The 24879-nt window shown below is 31.7% G+C and carries 22 protein-coding genes and 1 riboswitch; of the genes, 6 read left to right on the top strand and 16 right to left on the bottom strand.

Going from position 1 to position 24879, the window contains the following annotated elements; genetic code table 11:
• Positions 1 to 119: 119 nt before the first annotated feature.
• The 4 genes from topA to KQ51_RS00540 all read right to left on the bottom strand — a co-directional run bounded on the left by topA (position 120) and on the right by KQ51_RS00540 (position 5678).
• Entirely contained in the window at positions 120 to 2180 is a 2061-nt protein-coding gene (gene topA / locus KQ51_RS00525; RefSeq protein WP_232958010.1) for a type I DNA topoisomerase, read from the bottom strand.
• Between the two features lie 97 nt (positions 2181 to 2277).
• Complete coding sequence (gene prmC, locus KQ51_RS00530) at positions 2278 to 3123, bottom strand: peptide chain release factor N(5)-glutamine methyltransferase (RefSeq protein WP_038467631.1); 846 nt, start codon at positions 3121 to 3123, stop codon at positions 2278 to 2280.
• 48 nt (positions 3124 to 3171) lie between these two features.
• Positions 3172 to 4236 (bottom strand): peptide chain release factor 1, encoded by a 1065-nt coding sequence (gene prfA / locus KQ51_RS00535; RefSeq protein ID WP_038467634.1) that lies wholly within the window; start codon positions 4234 to 4236, stop codon positions 3172 to 3174.
• Positions 4237 to 4268: 32 nt separating this feature from the next.
• On the bottom strand, positions 4269 to 5678 hold the full coding sequence (locus tag KQ51_RS00540) for an MATE family efflux transporter (RefSeq protein WP_038467637.1): 1410 nt from the start codon (positions 5676 to 5678) through the stop codon (positions 4269 to 4271).
• A gap of 125 nt (positions 5679 to 5803) precedes the next feature.
• On the opposite strand from KQ51_RS00540, the gene KQ51_RS00545 reads away from it, so the two are divergent.
• From KQ51_RS00545 to KQ51_RS00555, 3 genes are all read left to right on the top strand, one after another.
• Positions 5804 to 6598, top strand: a complete 795-nt coding sequence (locus tag KQ51_RS00545; protein WP_038467640.1) for a sulfite exporter TauE/SafE family protein — start codon at positions 5804 to 5806, stop codon at positions 6596 to 6598.
• 9 nt (positions 6599 to 6607) lie between these two features.
• Positions 6608 to 7561 carry a type II secretion system protein gene (locus tag KQ51_RS00550; protein ID WP_038467643.1) on the top strand — a complete coding sequence of 318 codons (954 nt, stop codon included), beginning with the start codon at positions 6608 to 6610 and terminating at the stop codon, positions 7559 to 7561.
• Between the two features lie 88 nt (positions 7562 to 7649).
• Positions 7650 to 8525 carry a hypothetical protein gene (locus tag KQ51_RS00555; protein WP_038467646.1) on the top strand — a complete coding sequence of 292 codons (876 nt, stop codon included), beginning with the start codon at positions 7650 to 7652 and terminating at the stop codon, positions 8523 to 8525.
• Positions 8526 to 8707: 182 nt separating this feature from the next.
• Here KQ51_RS00555 and hydF read toward each other — a convergent pair whose 3' ends face one another.
• From hydF to rpsF, 8 genes are all read right to left on the bottom strand, one after another.
• Entirely contained in the window at positions 8708 to 9922 is a 1215-nt protein-coding gene (gene hydF, locus KQ51_RS00560) for a [FeFe] hydrogenase H-cluster maturation GTPase HydF (protein WP_038471454.1), read from the bottom strand.
• A gap of 80 nt (positions 9923 to 10002) precedes the next feature.
• A complete protein-coding gene (gene hydG / locus KQ51_RS00565; RefSeq protein WP_038467649.1) occupies positions 10003 to 11376 on the bottom strand; it encodes a [FeFe] hydrogenase H-cluster radical SAM maturase HydG in 1374 nt (457 codons plus the stop codon).
• Position 11377: 1 nt separating this feature from the next.
• Entirely contained in the window at positions 11378 to 12493 is a 1116-nt protein-coding gene (gene hydE, locus KQ51_RS00570) for a [FeFe] hydrogenase H-cluster radical SAM maturase HydE (RefSeq protein ID WP_081909863.1), read from the bottom strand.
• 97 nt (positions 12494 to 12590) lie between these two features.
• Entirely contained in the window at positions 12591 to 13937 is a 1347-nt protein-coding gene (dnaB, locus tag KQ51_RS00575; protein WP_038467652.1) for a replicative DNA helicase, read from the bottom strand.
• Between the two features lie 10 nt (positions 13938 to 13947).
• Positions 13948 to 16371, bottom strand: coding sequence for a 50S ribosomal protein L9 (rplI, locus tag KQ51_RS00580; RefSeq protein WP_038467654.1), 2424 nt, complete (start codon positions 16369 to 16371; stop codon positions 13948 to 13950).
• A 112-nt stretch (positions 16372 to 16483) separates the two neighbouring features.
• Complete coding sequence (rpsR, locus tag KQ51_RS00585; protein WP_038467657.1) at positions 16484 to 16717, bottom strand: 30S ribosomal protein S18; 234 nt, start codon at positions 16715 to 16717, stop codon at positions 16484 to 16486.
• Positions 16718 to 16743: 26 nt separating this feature from the next.
• Positions 16744 to 17202 carry a single-stranded DNA-binding protein gene (gene ssb / locus KQ51_RS00590; protein WP_038467660.1) on the bottom strand — a complete coding sequence of 153 codons (459 nt, stop codon included), beginning with the start codon at positions 17200 to 17202 and terminating at the stop codon, positions 16744 to 16746.
• Positions 17203 to 17214: 12 nt separating this feature from the next.
• Positions 17215 to 17502 (bottom strand): 30S ribosomal protein S6, encoded by a 288-nt coding sequence (gene rpsF, locus KQ51_RS00595; protein ID WP_038467663.1) that lies wholly within the window; start codon positions 17500 to 17502, stop codon positions 17215 to 17217.
• A gap of 268 nt (positions 17503 to 17770) precedes the next feature.
• A riboswitch (adenosylcobalamin-variant (AdoCbl-variant) riboswitch) is annotated at positions 17771 to 17848 on the top strand.
• Positions 17849 to 17926: 78 nt separating this feature from the next.
• Here rpsF and nrdD point away from each other — a divergent pair.
• Both nrdD and KQ51_RS00605 read left to right on the top strand, forming a co-directional pair.
• Positions 17927 to 19735 (top strand): anaerobic ribonucleoside-triphosphate reductase, encoded by a 1809-nt coding sequence (gene nrdD / locus KQ51_RS00600; protein WP_038467666.1) that lies wholly within the window; start codon positions 17927 to 17929, stop codon positions 19733 to 19735.
• Positions 19722 to 20204, top strand: coding sequence for a 4Fe-4S cluster-binding domain-containing protein (locus tag KQ51_RS00605; RefSeq protein WP_038467669.1), 483 nt, complete (start codon positions 19722 to 19724; stop codon positions 20202 to 20204). The genes nrdD and KQ51_RS00605 overlap by 14 nt, the downstream gene beginning before the upstream one ends.
• 28 nt (positions 20205 to 20232) lie before the next feature.
• Here the strand turns inward: KQ51_RS00605 and KQ51_RS00610 are convergent, their stop codons facing one another.
• The 3 genes from KQ51_RS00610 to KQ51_RS00620 all read right to left on the bottom strand — a co-directional run bounded on the left by KQ51_RS00610 (position 20233) and on the right by KQ51_RS00620 (position 22670).
• The gene (locus KQ51_RS00610) at positions 20233 to 20958 is read right to left on the bottom strand and encodes a prolyl oligopeptidase family serine peptidase (RefSeq protein ID WP_158497939.1); all 726 of its coding nucleotides are present in this window, start codon (positions 20956 to 20958) and stop codon (positions 20233 to 20235) included.
• Positions 20939 to 22171, bottom strand: coding sequence for a competence/damage-inducible protein A (locus KQ51_RS00615; protein WP_038467674.1), 1233 nt, complete (start codon positions 22169 to 22171; stop codon positions 20939 to 20941). The genes KQ51_RS00610 and KQ51_RS00615 overlap by 20 nt, the downstream gene beginning before the upstream one ends.
• A 295-nt stretch (positions 22172 to 22466) precedes the next feature.
• On the bottom strand, positions 22467 to 22670 hold the full coding sequence (locus KQ51_RS00620; protein WP_038467677.1) for a hypothetical protein: 204 nt from the start codon (positions 22668 to 22670) through the stop codon (positions 22467 to 22469).
• A gap of 37 nt (positions 22671 to 22707) precedes the next feature.
• On the opposite strand from KQ51_RS00620, the gene KQ51_RS00625 reads away from it, so the two are divergent.
• Positions 22708 to 24021: a hypothetical protein gene (locus KQ51_RS00625; protein ID WP_158497940.1), complete on the top strand. Its 1314-nt coding sequence runs from the start codon at positions 22708 to 22710 to the stop codon at positions 24019 to 24021.
• A 32-nt stretch (positions 24022 to 24053) separates the two neighbouring features.
• On the opposite strand, the gene KQ51_RS00630 is transcribed toward KQ51_RS00625, so the two are convergent.
• Positions 24054 to 24878 carry a PhzF family phenazine biosynthesis protein gene (locus tag KQ51_RS00630; RefSeq protein WP_038467684.1) on the bottom strand — a complete coding sequence of 275 codons (825 nt, stop codon included), beginning with the start codon at positions 24876 to 24878 and terminating at the stop codon, positions 24054 to 24056.
• Position 24879: the final 1 nt, after the last annotated feature.

A 24879-nucleotide genomic window follows, 5' to 3' on the forward strand; every position in this document is an offset into this window, starting at 1 on the left:
GTACTATATTTGTTTACTTCGTTCATATAGATTGTCGCTTAAGTTAGCCCTTAATAAAGATAAAAAGTCATATTGACCAATTATGTAGATTGGACGAATATGACTTAAGTTTATCTTGTTTATTCTGGTTTTTGGTATCCACATTCTTTAGTATTTTGACAGATAACATTATCTTCTTTGTCAGTAATTAGTAAACTACCACATTTAGGACACAGTTCTCCTGTTGGTTTTCCAAAGAGCATATTCTTACATCTTGGGAAGTTATCACAAGCGTAGAATTTCTTACCATTGTTCTTACCTTTTTTAGCAGTTCTTTCAACGATTTCACCTTTACCACACTTAGGACATTTAACCCCTGTAGTTACCGGTTGTACTCGCTCTACATCTTTAGTCTTAATATGTTTACAAGCTGGGTAATTACTACAAGCTTCAAAGGTACCATATCGTGAGTTTCTAAAGACCATTGGACTACTACATTTTGGACAATCTTCTCCAGTAAACTTAGGAGCTAATTTTTCCATATTCTTATTAGCATTCTCTACCATAGGAATAAATGATGTATAGAATGATGATACTATTTTAGTTTGCTCTTCATTACCTGTAGAAATATCATCTAATACTTTTTCCATACGAGCTGTATAATCTACTGAAATGATTTGTGCAAAGAATTCATCTAATTTTTCAATTGTTAGTTTCCCTTGATCTGTTGGGATAAATTTTTTCTCTTTAAGGTTAACGTATTTACGTTTCTTTAAAGTTGTGATTGTTTGAGAATAAGTTGATGGACGACCAATACCTTGTTCTTCCATCTCTTTAATCAAACGTGCTTCTGAGAATCTAAGTGGTGGTTTTGTAAAGTTTTGTTTCTTTTCAACAGATTCTGGTTTCAAAGAAGCACCTACAGTTAAGTCAGGTAATTCTGAAGTAGAAACTGATTCATAAGTATAAACTTTTAAGTAACCATCAAATACTAATTCTTGAGCTGTTGCTTTGAAATGAGCTTCGTTATTCTCAAATAAAACATTTTTCACTCTAATTCTTGCTGCTTTCATTAATGAAGCGATAGCTCTATTATAGATTAGTTTATATAAGTTAAATTCATCTTTTGTTAAATACTTCTTAAGTTTTTCAGGAGTATTATAAATTGATGAAGGTCTCACTGCCTCATGAGCATCTTGAACATTTTTAGTTTTTTTAGATTTTCTAACAAAACCTTTATATTCTGCACCATAAGTTTCTTCAATAAACTTAATTGCTGGATAACTAAATGTATCACTTAGTCTTGTACTATCAGTACGCATATAAGTTATTAAACCGACAGTTTCATTTTCTAAATCAATACCTTCATATAATCTTTGGGCAATTAACATTGTTTTTTGTGAACTAAAGTTTAATTTAGTTGAAGCTTCCTGTTGTAAGCTTGAAGTAGTGAAAGGTAATTTAGTATCTCTATTTCTTTCTTTTTCTTCAACATTAGCTACAGTGAATTCTTCTTTTAATGAAGCTAGTAATTCATCTGTTTCTTGTTCATTTCCAAGAGCAACTTTTTTGTTTTTGAATTTAGAAAGTTCAGCATCAAATTCTTTGAATTTAGCTGTAACATTCCAATACTCTTCTTCAACAAATGCGTCAATCTCTTTTTCTTTATCAACAATAATTTTTAAAGTAGCTGATTGAACACGACCTGCAGATTTAGATTTTATTTTATTTTGTAGTAACTTACTAAGTTTAAAACCAATAATTCTATCTAAGATTCTTCTTGTCTCTTGAGAAGACACAAGATCAAAATCGATATCACGAGGATGGTTAAAAGCATCTAAGACTCTTTCTCTTGTAATCTCATTAAAGATTACACGTTTATAAGGTCTCTCACCAATACTTAAAGTTTCTTTTAAGTGCCAGCTAATTGCTTCACCTTCCCTATCAGGGTCGGTAGCAAGATAAACTTCGTCAGCCTCTTTTAAAGCTTTCTTAAGTTCTGATACTACTTTTTTCTTTTCCTTAATAATTTCATACTTTGGAGTGAAATTGTTCTCGATATCTAAACCAAGCCCACCTACTCCACTTATAGCTAAATCACGAATATGTCCTTTAGATGATAATACTCTGTAGTCACTACCTAGGTACTGTTCAATTGTTTTTGATTTACTAGGTGATTCCACAATTACTAATTTTTTCATGATCTCGCCTCCTAACTTTCCTTATATTTATACACACTTAAAATAATACTGTCAAGTGTCCTTTTTCTTTATATATATAATATATAACTTTTTTTTATTATTTTTTTATAACGAAAGTCATGCGATCTTTTCCCTGCATATCTTTCTTTTGAATTATCTCAACATCTTTAATATTCTTATTAATAATCTTCTTTAGTTCTTTCGCTTTATCATAAGCATGTTCAAAAGCAATAATATATTTATCATTTAAGATGCTTTCAGCACCTTCAATGATTTTACGGTAAAAGTCTAAACCATCTTTACCACCAAATAATGCAACATGTGGTTCATTATCTTTAACTAAACCTTCAACATACTCATCATTAGGAATATATGGTGGGTTAGAAACTAATATATCAAATTTTTGATCTTTAAGTGGTTCATACAAATCTCCAGAAAAGAATTTAACTCTTCCTCCTAGATTTTCATTATTAGCTCTAGCAACTTCTAGAGCTGTTTCGGAAATATCAGTAGCTGTAACATCCATTAACTGTTCTTCAGCACTTAAAGTAACTGCTAAACAACCACTACCAGTTCCGATATCAACAACTTTAACGGGTTCCCCGTTAAAGACATTGTCATATTGTTCTAAGACGTTAGCAACTAATTCTTCAGTTTCAAAACGAGGAATTAATACTTCTGAATTAACAATGAATTTATAACCAAAGAAATACTCATATCCGATAATATGTTGAACCGGTATATTTTGTGTAATATAACGATCGACACCATATAAGAAATTATCATAAAGTTCTGTAGGCATTTCTTCACTTAAACTAAGGATTAAATCACTTGATTCCATGTTTGAAAAATGGAGTAATAATCTTTTAATTGCGCTATCTTCTTTATTGTTGTCGATAGCGTATTTTTCATTAATATTTAATGCTTCTTTATATGTTGGCATCAAATCACCTCTTCAATATAAAGAAGAGCAATATGCTCTTCAGTAATATTATTCTTTTCCTTCTAATTTTCGTTTTAAATCTTCGTTTATTAAAGCTTCAATTACTGGTTCTAATTTACCTTCCATTACACGATCTAACTGTAGTAATGAAAAACCAATTCGATGATCAGTAACACGGTTTTGTGGGTAGTTATAAGTTCTTACTTTTTCACTACGGTCTCCACTACCGATTTTACTACGACGTTCATCGCCTTCTTTATCTGCTTTTTCTTGAAGTATTTTATCATAAAGTCTAGCTTTTAAAATTCTTAATGCACTAGCTTTATTTTCATGTTGGCTTTTTCCATCTTGACAAGTAACGATAAGACCTGATGGTTCATGTGTTAAACGAACAGCACTATCTGTTGTATTTACACTTTGTCCACCAGCACCACTGCTTCGATATGTATCAACACGAACATCTCCCATGTTTAATTCAAAATCAATTTCATCAGCTTCTGGTAAAACAACAACAGTTGCTGTTGAAGTATGAACACGACCTTGAGATTCAGTTTGTGGTACACGCTGAACACGGTGTGCCCCAGACTCATATTTCATAAACGAATAAACACTAGCACCACTTAAAGTAAACTCAACTTGGCTGAATCCTCCTGCATCGTTTTCCTCTGCATTTGTAACTTCTAACTTCCATTTTTTACTTTCAGCATACTTAGTATACATTCTAAATAAATCACCTGCGAAAATGTTAGCTTCACTACCACCGGCAGCTCCTCTAACTTCCACGATAACATTTTTTTCATCATTAGGATCAGTTGGGATTAATAATACTTTTAATCCTTCTTCGATTTCCGGAGCACGATGTTTTAATTCATCATATTCCATCTTTGCCATTTCAACGATTTCTTTATCGTCTTCATGCATCATTTCTTTTAGATCCTCTAAACTACTAAGAACAGCTTTATATTCTTTGTATAGTTCAACAACTGGACCTAGTCCAGATTGCTCTTTTGATAACTCAGTCATACGTTTAATGTTTCTTGAGATATCAGGTTCCATTAATAATTGATTGATTTCATTATATCGTTCTTCGATTTTATCTAATCTATCTATCATAATAATCAACTCCAAATAGCATTATATATTAATTATAATTTATTTTCAAATAATATTCCATCTGGTTTCCCTAGTTTTCTTAAGAAATACAGTAACCAAATAACTAAAACAGTTCCTTTTACAACACTACTTATACTAACTCCCCACCAAATACCGGCGTATCCAATTGAAGCCCCGAGGAAAATCGCTGCGGGTATTCTAAGCACGTTACCCGCAATCCCGACAACACTAGGATAGACTGTTCTTCCTAAACCATTAAAGACTCCAGCAGTAGCTAACTCAACAATCATGAACAACTGGGAAATACTTAATATCCGTAAATATGTTTCCCCAATATCTAAAGTTAATGTTTCACTAAAGAATAAACCAAACAAAGGTCGAGCAAAAACAAACAATGCAATATTAACAAGAATACCGTAAGGAACTAATAACTTCATCGAAGTTTTATATCCTTCTTTTATTCTTTCATACTTCTTAGCCCCAAAGTTTTGCCCAACAAAACTTGCTAACGCTACTTGGAATCCAGAAGCTACCATCCAGGCGACAGCCTCAAATTGTGACCCAAGCCTTTGAACCGCCATTGGCGCTTCACCAAACAGTAGAACTCTTTTCGCCACAAACATTGAGATAAAAGTAAACAATACACTTTGAGCTGATATATAAAAACCAATTCTAAGGATTTCTTTTATAACTTTAAAATCATATTCTCTAAAGTTAATTGTAAAAGGTTGATACTTTTTATTGATATATATAAAGATATATATTAGAAGAATACTTCCTTGTCCAATACCAGTTGCTAGTGCAGCACCTTCAACACCCATACTTAAACCATTTATTGTAAACAATCCAAATACATTGATTTCACCTAAGATAAAGATAGGGTCTAAAATCATATTAAGTGCTAAACCACTAAACGAAATTAGAAAAGTACTCATCGTCTTACCAAGACCATCATAAACACCATTCAACAAGTTTACCATGAAGAAGGATAATCCAAACATTGAAACAATTCTCATATAACTCATTGCATATGCATCTACATTTGCAATTCCCGATTCGAACCAACCAATAAAATACTGATTACCGAATACTCCAAAAACAGTGTACATTAGTCCTAAAACAAACATAATTAATACACCGTTGTTACCAATTCTTTGTAATAGTTTTTGATCATGCATTCCTACTGCTTGAGATACTTTTACACTAGTACCAATTTTTGCAAGCATAATAACGCCAAATCCAAACCATGGATAGAATCCTGCAGTACCAATTGCGGCTACTGCTTGTTCACTATCAAGTCCTATTTGATCAACACTAGCAATCCAAAACATATCAGTTAAATTATATGCCATTTGAATTAAACTTGTTAATAGTGTAGGGATAGCTACTATTAGTAAATCCTTTAAGATATTACCTTTTGTTAAGTCGATTTTGTATTTCATATTTAAGTACCTCATTTGTCAATTTAGTATTATAGCACTTATGTTTTTAAAACGAAAGATAAATGTTTTTAAAATATGCTTTCTATATAGTATAATAAAAAGGATACTGAAATGGGGGAAACAAAATGGCTCTAGAAATCATAGTATATTTTATCGGTGGACTTTTAGCCGGTATAGCAACTGGATTAGTCGGTTTAAGTGCAGCTACTATCATAGCTCCGCTTTTTGCTACAGTTCTAGGAATGGATGTTTATCTAGCCATAGGAGTAGCCTTAGCAAGTGATATATTAGCTTCTGCGACAAGCGCAGTTACCTATATTAAAAATAAAAATATCCTCTTCAATAAAAGATCAGTTATCTTTGGGATAATGGTTCTTATATTTGCCGCTTTAGGAAGTTACTTCTCTAAAGACACAAATCCCTATAATTTAGCTAGTGCTTTAAATATATTTGTTGTTCTTCTCGGAATTAGATTTATCGTCTATCCCGTAAAAGATCACGGACAAGACAAAGTTATGAAACAAGGAAAACTAGTTATGCTCCAAGCTGTTATGTGGGGAGCTATAATCGGAATGATAAGTGGTTACTTCGGTAGTGGTGGTGGACTAAGTATGTTAGCAGTCCTAACAATGCTACTAGGTTACAAACTAAAACATGGTGTTGGTACAAGTGTCTTCATTATGACTTTCACTGCATTAATCGCAGCTAGTGTTCATTTTGTTATTGGTGGTGTAGAAATACTACCACTAGCAGTAACATGTGTTGCTGCATTTATTGGAGCAAATATATCAAGTATATTTGCCAATAAAGTATCAAACAAAGCACTAAATCTAACAATAGGAATATTCCTATTATTATTCGGTATAACCATGGTTGTTATATGGTACACAACAACAAGTCATGCAATTACATTCATGTAGGAGGTATCCATGAAAAATAAGGGATTCACTATGATTGAATTACTAATTGTAATAGTAGTAATGGGTATCATAGCTGGTTTTTCAGTTCTTACTGTATCTGAAGTTATCCATGCTTCACAGGAAAAAGCAGATATCAATAATTTAAATACACTTAACGTAGCAACTGAAAATTACATCATGTTTGAAGAAGCAAACAGCACAGACGCTTTTGAAGGTATAAACAGTGATTTAGATAGAATAACAAAATTACTTACAGAAGGTTATATTGACATAAGAGTAACTCCACAACAAGATACCGCAACCTTTGGTTGGAACACAATTGATCAAGAGTGGCAATTATTTGTTGATGGTAATCCATACAGTGAAGAAACATCAGGTTATAATTTTGGTGATATCACCATCGATGATGCAATCAACGATGGAATGTATGTTTATCAAGAAAACAACATTACATACGATGAGGATGAAGGAAGGCTAGTGTTTGATCCTAAAAAAGGTAAAACACTAAAAAGCACTTCTGCTGATGAATACTCATTCACAGTTAGATGGTCTACAGAAAACTTAAATGATGCTCGAATCTTATTTCTATTTGATTATCATGATGATACCGACTTAGACAAAGGTGAAGGTTTCTCAATTCTCTTTAGAAAAAATACGAACTTTGTTAGATTGCACACTTTAACAAATGGTACAAAGTTTTCTAACCCAATAACCTTCAACTATGCTAGTTCAGGAATCATTCCTAACTATACAGTAGATGATAGTTGGTACGGAGAAGTCCATACAACAAAACTAGTTATTACAAGAGTAAACTCAACTACAAAGAATGTCGCTATTCACGTCGATGGAGTATATCTAACTGATTTCAACTATACACAATCAGTAATTGGTGAAACGGTCTATTATGGTGTTAGCAATATTAAAAAAACAGATAGCGAAGCATATGTATATTCAATTAACTAAACACAAACTATATAATGTTTGTGTTTTTTTGTATCAAAATATCGAAAAACAACATCTATGATACAATTAAACTAAAGGAGGTGTTACTATGAAGACTTTCGAATATCAGAATAAAAAGAGTAAAGACTACTTTGAAGGATGGTACTTTCGTTTCACAGCTAGTGAAACGAACAAAAACTATGCAGTTATCTTTGCGATAACTAAAAATCTCGAGGACTCTCATTCTTTTATACAAGTATTTAGTGATACAAGTGAAGTGTGCGACTACTTACGATTCAAAGTTGAAAAATTCTCATATGATTACATAGAAAATAGACTTCATATAGGTAAGAGCTCTTTGTCTACTACTTCTATTCATCTTGACACACCCTCACTCAAAATGGACTTAGATTTTTCTAATAAGCTTTCATTGGAATCACAACCTGGTAGTAATAGTGCAATGGGCTATTTAAGCAAGGTACCTTTAGAGTGTTTCCAAGAAGTTATATATTTAAATGGGAAAGGTAAAGGCACTATCAATAAAGACAACGTAGAAGGTACAATCTACATTGAAAAGACTTATGGTTCAAAGTTCCCTGTTCAGTGGGTTTGGCTGCAAAGTAACCATAGTAAAAAATCAAGTATGACTTTCTCTGTCGGTAAAATACCATTCTTTGGAATAAAAGCAAAAGGCTTTTTGGCAATCCTTAAAACACCAGAAAAACTGTACCGTTTTTATACAGGTAATTTATCAACAGTAAAAGTACTAAAAGACAAAATTATAGTAAGACGAGGTTTGTTAAAACTAGTATTATTACCTATGCAAAATGAAACCATCAAACTAGTTGGGCCAAGTCAAAAAGCACTTATGAACTTAGACGTATTTGAATCTCTTACTTCTACTCTAAAACTAGAACTATATAGAGGTAACAAACTGATTTTTAAAGATTCCTACACCAATGTAGGATACGAAAATATGTGGTAAAAAAAAGACGTTCAGTTGAACGTCTTTTTTTATTCATTTCTTATATACCTATAATATTTCTTAATCTTCCTCATAATACACCCCCACAAACATACTAATACTATATAATTATATCATATAAGTATTTGTTCAAGAAAAAAGAAAAAAAAGGCTTAAAATAAGCCTTTTCTACTATTTTCGTATTATGATTTATATATCTTTTTAGCTTTAGGAAATGGATCAAGTGCTCTTTCAAATATACCATGAACATAGCTGATTAATACACCGTAATTTACAATTGGTATGTTCTTTTCAGTGACTTGCTTGATACGATATAGCATATCAGTTTTATTAAGCATACAAGCCCCACAATGAATTACTAATTTCACTTCATCTAGTTCTTTAGGGAAGGAATATCCACTACTATAGATATATTCAAAATCCTTACCTGTATATTGTTTTAACCATTTAGGTATTTTAACGGTACCTATATCATCGCTTTGGCGATGATGAGTACAACCTTCTGATACTAATATTTTATCTCCAGACTTTAAACTTTCAATCGCTTTAGCACCTCTAACTAATTCATTGAGGTCTCCCTTATTTCTAGCAAATAGAATACTAAAACTAGTTAAGGGAATATCTAAAGGTACGTCAGCACTCACTTGTTCAAAAGCTTGTGAATCAGTTATTACTAATTTAGGTTTAGTTCCAAGTTTTGCTAAAGTTTCTTTTAGTTCAAATTCTTTAGTTACAATCGCGATTGCATCATTATCAATGACATCTCTAATTGTTTGTTGTTGTGGTAAAATCATTCTTCCTTTTGGAGCTGCTGTATCGATTGGTGTTACTAAAACTACAAGATCACCAGCATTGATTAAATCACCACAAATATTAAATTTCTCCTCTTCAATTTGAAGAGTTGACCCAATTGTTTCACGTAAATCATTTATACCTTCTTTAGTAATCGCTGAAACAGGATGAACAACATCCTTCTTAAAGGTATCTGAGAAGGTAATTGAAGTATCGTGAATATCACTCTTATTAGCTATAAGTAAATATGGTTTTTGTCTTTTTTTGAATTCTTTAACTAACTTTAATTCATGCTCAAACTCAGTTTGAGCTATATCAAAAACGATTAACCCTATGTCTGTTTTATTAATAACATCATAGGTTCTTTCAACTCGTAAATCTCCAAGTTTACCAAAGTCATCAATACCAGCAGTATCAATGAGAACGCATGGTCCGAGAGGTAAAATTTCCATTGCTTTAAAGACAGGATCTGTTGTAGTCCCTGCAACTTCACTTACAAGAGATATCTTTTGGTTTGTAATTGCATTTATAACACTACTTTTCCCTGCATTTCTTTTTCCAAAGATAGCAATATGTGTTCGATTACTTCTAGGTGTTTTATTCATACTCATTTGTTTTCACCTCTTATGTTTATTCAAATTGTTAATTTATATTTTATATTCCAAATTGTGAGTTTGACCATTTCCTAGAAGAACAAGTCTCTCTCACCTTTTATAATCTTATATATATTGGTTTTCAATTTCTCTTTTACAGTTTGATTTTTGATTTTTTCAGCATGATCGAAAATAAATTTCAACCCAGTTTCAATTAAATCTTGATCACCGTAATCCATAACATACTCTGTCAATGTCATTAGAGCATTTGGTTCACAGATTAAACCGATAGTTCCTGCTTTTGCTAAACTCATAAAACGATCACCAGTTCTACCTTTACGGTAACAAGCTGTACAATAAGAAGGAATAAATCCTTTAGCAATTAAATCTTTATTAACTTCCATAACACTTCGTTCATCAGAAAGTTCGAACTGATCTGGTTCGTGTTCTTCAATTTCTTCATGATATCCACCAACGTCAGTCTTACTACCAGCACTGATTTGTGAAACACCATGCTTAATTAATTCTTCACGCATTTCTTTTGTTTCTCTTGTTGAAAGAATAAGCCCAACATATGGAACTGCCAAACGCATAATTGTTACTAAACGTTTGAATTGCTCATCATCAATAATATGAGGATAGTCTTCTAAACTCATACCTTCTGCTTTTTTAAGACGCGGCACACTAATTGTATGGAACCCTACTCCAAATTTTTCCTCTAAATACTCATTATGAATAATTAAACTCATAACTTCAAATTTCCAGTTAGCTAAACCAAATAGTACACCAGCACCAACATCATCAATACCAGCTTCAAATGCTCTATCAAAAGCATGTAAATGATAGTCATAATCACCTTTTAAACTCTTCGGGTGTTGGTCTGCAAATGCTTCAGTATCATATGTCTCTTGGAATAAGATATATGTTCCAATTCCAACTTCATGAAGCTTTTTATATTCCTCTACTGAAGTAGCAGCTATATTTACATTAATTCTTCTAATTGAAGAATTATCGTAAATTGTCTTAATTGATTCAATAACATAATCAATAGGTGTTTCCTTAGGAGCTTCTCCTACTTCTAAAGCTAATCTCTTATGCCCTAATTTTTCTAAGTTTATAGCTTGTTCCTTGATTTGATCTTGGTTAAGTTTTTTACGATTAAACTTATTATCTCTTCTAAATCCACAGTATTTACAATTGTTTACACAAAAATTCGATATATATAGGGGGGCAAACATTACAACTCTATTCCCATATATTTCTTCTTTTATTTCACCAGCGATATCATATATCTCATTTAGTTGTTTATCGTCATGTGCATTTAATAGAATTGCAATTTCCATATGATTTAATTTCTTACGGTGTTTTGCTTTGTGTAATATTCTATTTATTTCACCCATACTTGGATGTTCGGCAGATTTCAATACCTTATTAATATACTCTGTGTCTATTACCTTATTTTCCATTCTAGTTCAGCCCTTTCATATCGACATAGTCGCCAACGCCTAAGTCGATGTCGTGTCCAAATGCTTTTATTCTAGTTTCGATACAACCGCGACACTGCTTACTTGTATCGCCGGTACATATTTTGTTTTGATATATTTCATATAACTCTCTTGTTTCTGTTGGACTAATATTAGGCATCATTACATTAGCTCCAACCTTAAGAGCATTTTCTCTACCTAACTTATCCAAAGTCCCTAATGCTGTAGTAGCCGGAAGTAATGCTTTAGGTAAGATTAATCTTACTAAAGCAACCATAATTAAAGTTTCAGTTAAAGTTCCTGAATCATTACCTGCTAGTTCAGTATCACTGTGACAAAGGTATGGTCCAATTCCTACCATATGAGGATTTAGATCTTTTAAGAATATTAAGTCTTTTACTAAATCCTGATTCTCTTGAGTAGGTGAACCTACCATTAAACCAGCACCAACTTGATATCCTAATTCTTTTAAATTATATAAACACTGTCTTCTATTATCAAAACTCATAAAATCAGCATGTAAATGATTATATAGTCTTCTCGAGGCAGTTTCATGTCTTAATAAGTATCTATCTGCCCCAGCTTCTTTTAAAGCTTTATAGGACTCATAACTTCTTTCTCCAAGAGAAAGAGTTACTCTAATTCCTTTATGTTTCTTTTTCATTGTCTTTATTAAATCAGTTAAGACTTTATCGGAATAATAACTATCTTCCCCACCTTGAATAACAAACGTACGGTATCCTAGAAAATAACCTTCTTCAACACAACCAAGGATTTCTTCTTCTGTTAAACGATAACGTTCAACGTTTGTAACTTTATGATTAATTCCACAATACTTACATCCCATTTTACAGTAATTAGATATTTCAATTAGCCCTCGTAAAAAAACACGAGTTTGATAATGAGGTATTTTTGCCTCATATCCCTTATTAAATAAGTATGCAGTTTCATCTGAAGAGATATTATCAAAGATATATTGATATTCATTTTCTTCAAGAACTTGATTCATACTTAATTTATCAATTAGTTCTTTTACATTACTAGATATAGTTAAACTATTTTTAATATTATTCTTTATTTTTGGTAAGATGTTATTCATAATCTCACTCCTAACCGTTTTGATTATACTTTAAGTATAAAAAAAACTTCGTAACATAGGTTACGAAGTTAATTTAGAAAATAAAGAAAATTAAAAATTATAAATCACCGATAGGATTTTCTTTTTCACCAGTTCTATTTGTGAAGTAACTACAGGCTTTATTGTAGTTTAACTCAATGTTTGCAGTCGTAGTTGCTCCTGAACGGTTTTTAGCAATAATAATTTCTAAAGTGTTTGGTTTTTGTGATTCTTCTTTATTATAGTAATCATCACGGTATAAGAATAGAATAATGTCGGCATCCTGCTCAATTGAACCTGAGTCACGTAAATCTGCCATCATTGGTATTTTTTTATCTCGTGATTCTACTTTACGAGATAACTGTGATAATGCGATAACTGGTATTTTAAGTTCTCGTGCCATCTCTTTTAAAGTACGAGAGATTTCACTAATTTCTTGAACACGGTTTTCAATTCTAGAACCACTTAGTAATTGGAGATAATCAATAATTACTAAATCTAACTTTTTCTCTTGTTTTAACTTACGACACTTTTGACGAAGGTCGGTTACCTTTACAGTACCACTATCATCAAACAAGACGTTTAAGTTAGAAAGAGATTCTTTAGCTAAAGAGATTTGTTGCCATTGTACAGGTGTTAGTTCACCAGTACGAATAGCTGTTGAATTTACATGTGACTCAGCACTAATCATACGAGATACTAGCTGATCACTACCCATCTCTAAACTGAAGAATGCTACATATGGTTTTTCTTTCATTTTTGCTACGTTAGTACAAATGTTAAGAGCAAAAGCTGATTTCCCGATTGAAGGACGAGCAGCAATGATCATTAGCTCTGAAGGTTGTAATCCTAATGTATAATCATTTATTTCATGGAATCCTGTATCAAGTCCAGTAAGTCTACCGGCATTGTTTTTAGCATTCTCTGTTTTTTCAATTACTTGTTCAGCAACTTCATGGATTTTAACGAAGTCTGTTGTTCTTCTTTCTTTAGCAATATCAAAGATTGTTTTCTCACTATTATCGACAAACGAAAGAGCATCCTGATTAACGTAACCATCTTCGATAATAGCACGACATGCGTCCATTATCTTTCTTGTGATAGCTTTGTCTCTTACGATGTTGATATAGTTGATTAAGTTTACAATCGACGGTACAGAGTTAATTAGACCTAATATATAATCAATCCCACCAGCATCATTTAATAAACCTTTCGTTTCAAGTTTACTTGATAATGTTGTGTAGTCGATATCAATATCAGCTTGGAATAACTCAACCATTGCAGTGTAGATTACTTTATGACGGTAAGTATAAAAATCTTCACTGTCTAATTTATCTACTAATGTTTTCATCACACCTTGTTCAACGAAAACACTCCCTAATACACTTTGCTCAGCTTCGACATTATGTGGAGTAATCTTGTCCATAATTGTCCCCCTATTCTTCTACAACTAATACTTCAATTTTAGCTAATACATTTTTGTGTAGTTTAACATCTACACGGTAATTACCTAAAGTTTGAATACTTCCTTTTAGTTGGATTTTACGTTTGTCTAATTCAATTTTATGTTGCTTCTTGTATTCATCACTAATTTGCTTAGAACTAACTTTACCAAAGAATTTTCCATTTTCACCTATCTTCACATATACTTTAACAGGTTTCTTTTCAATCTTTGCTTTTAAGTCTTTCATTTTATCGAGAATCTTTTTCTCATTCTCTTCAATTTTAGCTTTTTCCATTTCAATTGAATGGAGGTTTTCTTGAGTTGCTTCAATAGCTGTTTTACTTGTTAGTAAGTAGTTTCCGTAACCTGTAGCTACATCGATAACTTCACCTTTTTTACCTTTACCTTTAAGGTCTTTAATTAAGATTAACTTCATCTTCTTTTCCTCCTGAACAGTTTCATTTAGATAGTTAATTAAATCTAAACGAACTTGTTTTATGTCATTTGTTAGTACTTGTGCTCCAGCATTATTTAAATGTCCACCACCATTGAATTTCTCCATGATTACTTGAACATTAAATCCTTCTAAACTACGAGCGCTTATTCCGATTGTTTCATCGTCTAAATATCCGATGGCAAAACTTCCGATAGTATCTTCTATCTCTAGTAAATCATCTGCAACTTTTGCAAGTAAGTTTCTTGATACATCTAAGTCTCTCGGAATTATAACAACACTAAATCTGCGGTGAATTACTTCTGCTAGACTTAGTAATTGTGATTTTAATTGAATCTCTTCTAATCCTTCACGAAGGATAGTTTTCACTTTGAAAGTGTCAGCTCCATATTTTCTTAAGATTGCCGAGGCTTCAAATGTTCTACTCCCTGTACGGTACATAAAGTTATTGGTATCAACGATGATTCCACTTAACATTACTGTTGCTTCAAAGCTGTTGATTTCAACAGCGTTAGTTGTTAAATCAATCATTTCTGTGATCAACTCAACACTTGATGAAGCATACGGTTCGATATGCGAAATCAAAGCTTTTGGAATAGCATCACTAAGTTTTCTGTGATGATCTATAATAACTAATTTTTCTGTTTTTGTAATTAATTTTTGCTCAATCGTTTGGTTATATGAATGATGATCAACTAAGATTAACAAATCATCTCTCCCAATTGAATCAAGAGCTTTTGCGGGTGAGATAAAATAATCAAGTAATGTTACATACTCATATTCAATCATATTCAATATTTTAATTACTGTTTTATCAAGATTATCTTTATCTAAAACAATACGAGTATCTTTTCCATAAGCTTGTGCTAATTTTAAGATTCCCAGTGCTGCTCCGAATGCATCCGTATCAGGATGAATATGCGGTATGATAAAAACATGCTTGCATTCTTCAAATAGTCTTTCTAGTTTTTGAGTGTTTGTTCTTGTGGTAATTCTTGTTCTTTTTTCAGCAGTATTAGTATTACCACCAAAGTACATTAAGTCATTACCTTCAATATTAACAACAACTTGATCGCCACCACGAGATAATGCTAAGTCAAGTGCATCTTGTGCGATATCTCCAAGTTCATTAAGTTTGATATTACTACAAGCAATACCTGCGCTCAAAGTAACAACTAGATCATTCTCACGAGATATCTCAGCAATTTTATCAACAATTTTAAATTCATCTTTGACAAGACTCATCAACCTCTTTTTATTCATTACCGCGATTAATTTAGAATTAGTTAATGGTGTGATATAGAATGAATACTCTTCACCCCAAGCTTCTAGTGCTTCTAAATATCGACCTTGAACAAAACTTCTATTTGAAACATCTAGGACACTAACAGCGTCATCGAGATTATCTAAGTTAAGCATTGCGATAACTCCGATTGATGCATCGTATTTTCTTTTAATCTCTTCTCGTTCAGTTACTTGAGTTAAGTAAACGATTTGTTCTTTTAAATCTACTACTATCTCATAAAGATGTGTGTAGATTTTAGTTATAAATGAATCAGACTGTTTAGTAGTAACGTGATTAAATATATCTTCATTAATCATTTCCATACTACGACCTTCTAGTGCATTTTCAAAAATGTCTTTAGAATATCCATTTGCCCATTTAATAGTTAAATGTTCATCATAGATCATTATTCCTAAAGGTAAGTCTTGGACCATTCTTTTTTCAGCTTTATCTTTTCTATCTAAAGTATCTTTGGTGTCTTCAAGTTTATGTGACAACCATTTTATTTGCACGTTTTTATAGCGATAAACTAACATGTTGGTTATGATGTTGTATCCAACAAACATAAGTACAGAAAAAACCAATACAAAGATTGGATTACCCATCATGATTATATCGACTATTACAACAAGTAAAATAGTGATACTTAAGATTACAATATTTCTATTTTTATTCATCGAATCACCTCGATTTGTCCTTGTAATTATAGCATATGTTAATTATATTTCCAAACTTTAATATATTACTAATATATTATATAGGGTAAAAAAAAGACTCTATATCAGAGTCTTATTCTTTAATAAATGGTAAAAGTGCCATATGACGTGCACGTTTAATTGCTACTGCTAATTCTGCTTGATAATTTGATTTAGTTCCTGTTACTCTTCTAGGTAAGATTTTACCTCTATCACTAATAAATCTTTTTAGTAATTCGAAATCTTTAAAATCAATATATTTAACTTTGTTTTCTGTAAAATAACATCTTCTTTTACGTCTTTTACGGAATCCACCAGGTCTTGCCATTGTAATTTCCTCCTATTATCTAATTTTTAGAAAGGCAGGTCGTCTTCGGAAACATCAATACTTGGAGTACTTTGTTTTCTTTCAACTGGTCTTTCTTGATATGAATTATTGTTATTTGCTCTAGGTTCCCTAGGCGCATAACTACTATTGTCTTGTGAATCTTGATTTTTAGGTTCTAAGAATTGTACGCTATCGCATACAACATCTGTAGTGTATTTTCTATTTCCATCTTTGTCATCGTATGATCCGGTTTGTATTCTACCTTCAACACCAATTAAACTACCTTTTCTTACAAAACGAGCTAAATTCTCAGCTTGTTTTCGCCATGTAATACATTGGATAAAATCAGCTTCTCTTTCACCACTTGGTCCAGCGAATGTTCTATTCACTGCTAATGTAAATCTAGCATAAGCTATATTACTTGAAGTATATCTAACCTCCGGGTCTTTTGTTAATCTTCCAACTAGTATAGTACGATTGATCATAGTACACTCCCCTTATCTTTCGTCTCTAATGATGATGTGACGAATAACATCTTCTTTGATACGTACAACACGATCAAACTCCATTCGAGCTTCATCATTTGATTTAACGCTTAATACAACATAATAACCTTTTTTATGCTTTTGAATCTCATAAGCTAGGTCTTTCATACCCCATTCGTTTGCAGCTAGGATTTCTCCACCTTTTGAAGTGATGATATTGCTTAATTCTTCAATTAAAGCTTTTCTGTCATCTTCAAGTACTGTCGGACGAATAATGTACATAATTTCGTATTTTCTCATTATTTTTACCTCCTCTTGGTCTATTGGCTGCCCTCGCAGCAAGGATGAGTTTTTACTCACGTTTTGTAATTATATCACAAACACTTATGTCATGCAACACTCATATATGATTTATATAATATATATATATTAAAAAAAGAGAGTGCGTAAATATTATATCACTTTTCGCATGCAAATTATAGAGTTTTCGAATGTAAATCCTTCCATTTAGAAAACTTATTATTTTCATATTTCTTTCATTGACCTAGGTCTATTTTAGAGTTAATATATAACTAAGTAAATTGAGGAAATAGGCGCAACTCCTATGCTACCCCAGTAACTGTTAAAGTCAGATACTCAAAATTACATTCCCTGGGGCGAGGGTGTATGGATATTATCCATACTTTTTTGGATAATATTTTTATTTTACAAGGAGAGTGGGACAATGGATAAATCAATCAACAGACAAATGGAATTAATCAACAACTACGTAAGTAATGACAATGCAGCAAGTGCTTCTAAATACGATCCTAATGCGAACGTATCAGTGAAGAATATCGCTACATTATCAAGCGAACTTAATAAATTTGACCGTATTATGTTAAATCGCAAACTTATGACTAATAAAATTACGGAGCTTTTTGGTGACGAATTAGCTATTGAATATTTAAGACAACTCAATGATCATGAAATCTATACTCATGATGAAACAAGTATCAAACCATATTGTGCAAGTGTTAACTTATATCCATTTTTATTTGAGGGATTAATCGGCATGGGTGGTGATAGCAAAGCACCAAAGAATATCGATTCATTTTGCGGGACATTTATCAATTTGGTTTTTGCTTTAGCAAGCCAATTTGCCGGAGCAATAGCCACTGTAGAATTCTTAATGTACTTCGATTATTTCTCAAGAAAAGAATGGGGTGAAGATTACCATTCTAAGTATAAAGACTTAGCTACTTTAGGAGCACGTCCTCAAACGATCGAAAGACGTATTGAAGCGTATTTACAACAAGTAGTTTATTCACTTAATCAACCAGCTGCGTCAAGAGGATATCAATCTATCTTTTGGAATATAAGTGTATTTGATAAGTATTACTTTGATTCAATTTTTGGTGATTTTGTGTTCCCTGATGGAACTAGTCCAAACTGGGATAGTTTAAATAGATTACAACAAAAATTCTTATCTTGGTTCAACAAGGAAAGAACTAAATCATTATTAACATTCCCTGTTGTTACAGTAGCTTTATTAACTGAGAACAACGATGTTAAAGATGAAGAATATCGCCATGTAGTTGCTAAAGAATTATCAGAAGGACAAAGCATGTTTATGTATATGAGTGAAAGTGCAGATAGCTTAGCAAGTTGTTGTCGTCTAAGAAATGAAATCGCTGATAATACCTTTAGCTATAGTTTAGGTGCTGGTGGTGTTAGTACTGGTTCTATTAATGTAATAACAATGAATCTTAACCGTCTTGTTCAGAAGAATATTAGCATTGAAGAACAAGTTAAAAAGATCCATAAATACCAAGTAGCTTACCATGCAATTATCAATGATTATTATGAAGCTAACTTACTTCCTGCTTATACTGCCGGTTTCATCAGCTTGAAAAAGCAGTTCCTTACTATTGGTGTTAACGGACTTGTCGAAGCAGCTGAAAGTAAAGGTATTAGTATTATTGATTCTAAAGAATACAACGAGTTCGTTGATGGAATACTTTATCCTATCTTCGAACAAAATAAATTAGCTAAAGAAAAATATGGAGTTATGTTTAATACTGAATTTGTTCCTGCCGAAAACTTAGGTGTTAAGAATGCTAAATGGGATCAAGCAGAGGGATTAAAAGTAGCACGTGATTGCTACAATAGTTATTTCTACGTTGTTGAATCAGAAAAAACAAATCCAATAGACAAGTTTATTCTCCATGGTTCTAAATATAATAAATATCTCGATGGTGGTAGTGCACTTCATCTCAACTTAGATGAGCATCTCGATATTGAACAATATAAGCAATTACTAAAAGTAGCAGCTATCAACAAAACAAATTATTGGACTGTTAATGTTAAAAACACCGTATGTAATGATTGTGATTACATTGATAAATCAACTCATACTAAATGCCCTAAATGTGGTAGTACAAATATCGATTACGCGACTAGAGTAATCGGATATCTAAAACGCGTTAAAAGTTTCTCAAAAGATCGTCAAACCGAAGAACACGTTCGCGCTTATTCACATGAGATATCATAAATATAGTATAACTTTTAACGAGATTCCTAGTGAGATAACATTATGTTTAAGCATCACCGGTTGTGGTGGACCTTGCACAGGATGTCATAGTCCATTCTTACATAATCCAGCTAATGGCCATTACTTAAGTTTTGAGTTCTTCAAAGAACTCCTTGCTAAGTATCAAGGCCAAGCTAGTACCGTTTGTTTCTTAGGTGGAGAATGGTATTTAGATCAGCTAAATGAAATGCTTAAGGAAGCAAAAAGACGTGGTTTCAAAACTGCTTTATATACTTCAAAAGAATATAAAGATGTCCCACGAAAATTAAAGCTAAACTTAACATATTTAAAAGTAGGTCCTTATACACCAGGACTTGGTGGATTAGAAAGTGTTATAACCAATCAAAAACTTTATCAATTAAAACCAAAGAAGATTGATATAACTTCTAAATTCTGGCCACAAGCAAAACCAAAAATAATAAAAAAATAGGTAACCAATTTAATGGTTACCTTTTTTATTACTTATAGTAGTTAAAAATATCTAACTGCATTTTTCTATGTACATCATGTCCCGTTTCATATGTCTTAAATTCATAATTATGAGGGTCATATTCTTCTATAAATCTCACAGTTGGAATTACTGGAACAATTTCGTCAATTGTACCGTTAAGCATTAGCAATTTCTCATATTTCATTCTACTTACTTTATTTATTGGACTAATTCTTTCTAGATAGTTAATTGCATCTTCATTTAAATACTCATCCACTTTAATTCCTGCTGCTGTTAAATTATGATTTGCTTGATACATAAAGTCAGGAGTTCCTATAACGGGGATAAGGTTTCTTATCTTATCCGTTTTAGTCGCAGTATAGTAAGCAATCATTGCTCCCATACTTATACCAATTAAGTCAAATTTAGGGAATCGTTCCTTATATCGAATTCTATGTAGTTTTATAATATCGATCGATGTATGTCTAATAACAGCTGGTGCTTCTAACAACATCCCTTGTTCATTCTTAGATAAATAAGGTTCTTCGATTCTTTCACCGTGTTTATATGCATCAATACTTACAACAAAGTAACCCATTCTAGCTAAAGTTAAAGCAAGATAATCAGCACCATATTCTTTGTTAGATTGATAGCCATGTTGGATAAATATTAAGCCTTTATGTTTTATATCTTTTTGGTAATATTCATTTAATGGTACTGCATTTAGGATTTCACTATTTAACGAAAGTTTCATCATTTTCATTCTTTAATAAGATTTCACGTAACATATTTAAAGCAAATATTACAGAACGAATACGAATCATTTCTCTGTTCCCATTAAAGACTTTACGGTGAATTGTTGTTTTCCCCATAAAGTTAATACCAAAGTATACTAACCCAACAGGTTTTTGTTCACTGCCACCATTTGGTCCAGCAATACCTGTTACACTAACTGTAATATCAGCATCTGATTTATCCCATAAATTATCGCACATCTCTTTAGCAATTTCCGGACTTACCGCCCCGAACTTTTTAAGATTTTCAAGTTTTACATCCAGGTATTTCATCTTTGCTTCATTGGCATAAGTTATAAGACCTTCTTTAAAGACACGCGAAGCTCCGCTTACATTAATTAAGCGACTTGATAACATTCCACCAGTACAGCTTTCAGCAACTGCTAGAACTTTACCGTGATCTCTTAATAAATCAATAACAACGCCTTCTAAAGTATCTTCTAAACCACCAAAGATAAACTGATTATACTTGTTATAGAAATCTACCATAGCTCTATCTAATGCATCTGTGTCACTTGAAGTAAAGATGTACTTTATTTCACCAACATTAGCATATGGTGCAACATTAACTTTAGGATGAACTCCGTAGAAACCTTTAAGGTTATTTTCCATTGAAGATTCACCAGTACCAACTAATTTAAATCCTCGTGAAATTAAGTTGATATCAAGTTCATTTTTTATAATTTCAATTGCTTCATCTAAAACTGGATATAATTCATGTGGAGGACCAGGTAGTAAAATAATTCTTTTTTTACCAACTTTAAAATAAACTCCTGGAGCTGTCCCTAAATCATTTCCTAGTTTTACTGATTCAACTGGGAATAATGCTTGTTTATTATTACTAGATTTCATTTCTACTTCAGCTTTATCAAACATTGCTTTAATATTATCTAAAGTATCTTGATCTTGATAAGTCTCAACATCAAAGTAATTTATTACCGTTTCTCTAGTAATATCATCTACAGTTGGACCAAGTCCACCTGTAAAAATAATCAGATCTTCATTCATGAAGTCTAATACCCTTTTAAACTCTTTTTTTAAGTCATCAATAACATAAGAAATGTTAACATCAATACCAATTGATTTAAGTTTCATTGCGATTGTTCTTAAATTAGTATTAACTGTTCTTCCTGTTAGTAATTCTTTTCCGACAGTAACTACTGCTGTTCTCATTAAAACCACCCCATAATATTATACATTATTTTAGTTATTTTTACTTATGTTTTTTCAAAAAAAATTCTTTAAGGTCGCCATAAACTTTGCCTTTGACTTTTTATTAGAAATAAAATAGAATACTCGTAAGGAAGGTGTTATTTATGTTGTGGATTGAGGCAATTTGTATACTGATTTTGGGTGCTATTTTATTCTTCTATAGGCTGAAACATTTTTATTTTAATATAATCATAAGGATATTGTACTCCTTCATTTTATCAACGATAATTGTTGGAGTATTTTTTAGTACAGTTTTTTATTGGTTATTGCCTACCAACTTAGTTTTTGTGAACTGGGCAACAGTGATGGTTTGCATAGTTTTTTTAATCATTTTTGTATTAGATTCAGGTTCTCCTTTACTAAGACAACTTATTAGAGGTATTACTATTTCTACTTCTGGAACTATATTCGTTTCACTAGTAATGTCTATCTTTGCTACAATACTGAGGTTTCTCAACATTTATTTATACATACCAATAATGATGTTTTTACTTTTTTTGTCCCTCTTAGTCTTACTCACTATTTACAAGAAATATATAGTTCAACATACTAATCCACTAGGATACAAAATTACAAAAGATAAAACAAAACCTTTAACTATTATTACTATGTTTGTCTTAATATATTCATTTATTAGCGTCGTTTTCAATATACCATTATTAAACTCTTCTAGTATTTACTACGGCAAAGATAACCATTTAGAACTTCCTGACAATGCAGTTTTGGAGTTAGAAGCAAAGGTAGAAGGTTATAACGAAAAAGATGATTTCAAAGGTGCTTATATAACTGATGATTTCGTATATGTCTCACTATTCCATTTAGACAAGGTTGATGACATTTATAATTTTACAATATATTTATCTGCTCTTAATAGAGAAACTCAAGAGACTACAATTATTTTAAGTACATACTCTGATGAATTGAATAACAGTTTCATGAACCTTAGTTCGATGCACATTTTTAAGGAATACAATGGGAACCTATATTTTAATAATCCACATGGTTTATATTTAATTGAGGGTAGCAATGTAGAATTAATTGATTCAACATCTCTATATAGAGGTATGTTCTTTGTGGATGATAAACTCAGAATAACACCAAGAAATATTGCATATGATGATGACAACATGGAATACACATTAATAACTATCAATGACGACAATACTTCTACAAAGGAAACAATACACGTAAATGACGAGGTCTATAACTACATGATGGTATCTAATGAGATTCCAGTTTATTATTGTGATGAGATTCCTCATTATGATTCAAATTGCACTTCTAGTATAATCAATGACAATTATTTAGTAATAAGCATCCAAGAAAACAGAATCATTTTACGTAAAAGGAGTGCGACCTTTGATGATAAAACACTATATTCATATAACCCTACTACAGAGGAACTCAATACATTAAATTATCCAGAAAACTTATATGGGAATTTCTCAAGTTTTGGGGATTATTTCATTGCTTCACGTCCTTATGAAACGAGTTCATCTGATTTTTATATATTGAATGAGAATTTTATCCCTATCTCACACTCAAAGCCAATATTTATAGAATCAAATTTTCTTTACAAGTATTTCGACTTCAATGATATTCTTTATACTTCTCAAAACGATGATTTTTATTCAGTGAGTTATGACATATTTAATAATATTTTAATATCCAAAGTTACCTATAAAACCCCTGTTTTCGAGTCACGATTGTATTGTCATATTTACAATACCCATTTACCAATTGCTGCTTTGATCTTAATTTTCTATACTTATAATGCAAAGAAATACTTCAAAAACAAGCAACCAAGTTAATCATCAAAAAAAAGGACTCAATTTCGAGTCCTTTATTCTTTAATTATTCTTGCACTTCCACCAACAAGGACTTTCTTAATTTCATTATCTTTTATTTCTAACTTAGTTATTATTTCACTAGGTAAGTCCATTGCATATCCTTGTCTTAAAACATATTTTTCTTTTTTATTAGCATGTTTATAGATGTAACAACCAAGCGCTCCATTAGAAGTTCCTGTTGCACTTTCTTCTTTTATTCCTACTACTGGAGCGAAGTTTCTACCGTATGCATCACAGTCTTCAGCGAGAGTAAAAGCATGAATACCAATTACATTATGTCTAATTGAAACCTCAATTATTTCTTCAAAATTAGGCTTCAATTTGTTTAGTGTTTTTGTGTCTTTTACAGGAAGAAATATTTCTTTGATTCCTGTTGAAACTATTTGAATAGGTAAGTCATCGTTAGTGTAATGACTATTGCTAAAACAAGTACTAATATCCGAATAACTAAGTTCCTCATAAAACTCAGGAAGAACTTGTTCCATAAATACTTCATCTTTTTTGATTATAAGTTTCAATACACCCGCTTTTGTTTCTTGAGTATATGTCCCAACTTCAATAACTTTTAGATCCCTCAAAAGATTAAAAGTAGCTATAGTAGCGTGACCACATAAATCAACTTCATTAGTAGGAGTAAAGAATCTAACTCTAAAATCAGCAACATCACTTTTCATCACAAATGCAGTCTCACTAAAACCAACATCTTTAGCAATCTTTTTCATTTCTTTTTCTGTAAGATTATCAGCATCTAAATATACACCTGCCTTATTCCCACCATACTCTGTTTTAGGAAAAGCAGTTAAAAGATATAATGACATA

The sequence above is a fragment of the Candidatus Izimaplasma bacterium HR1 genome (genome assembly GCA_000755705.1).
Classification (GTDB): Bacteria; Bacillota_I; Bacilli_A; order Izemoplasmatales; family Izemoplasmataceae; genus Xianfuyuplasma.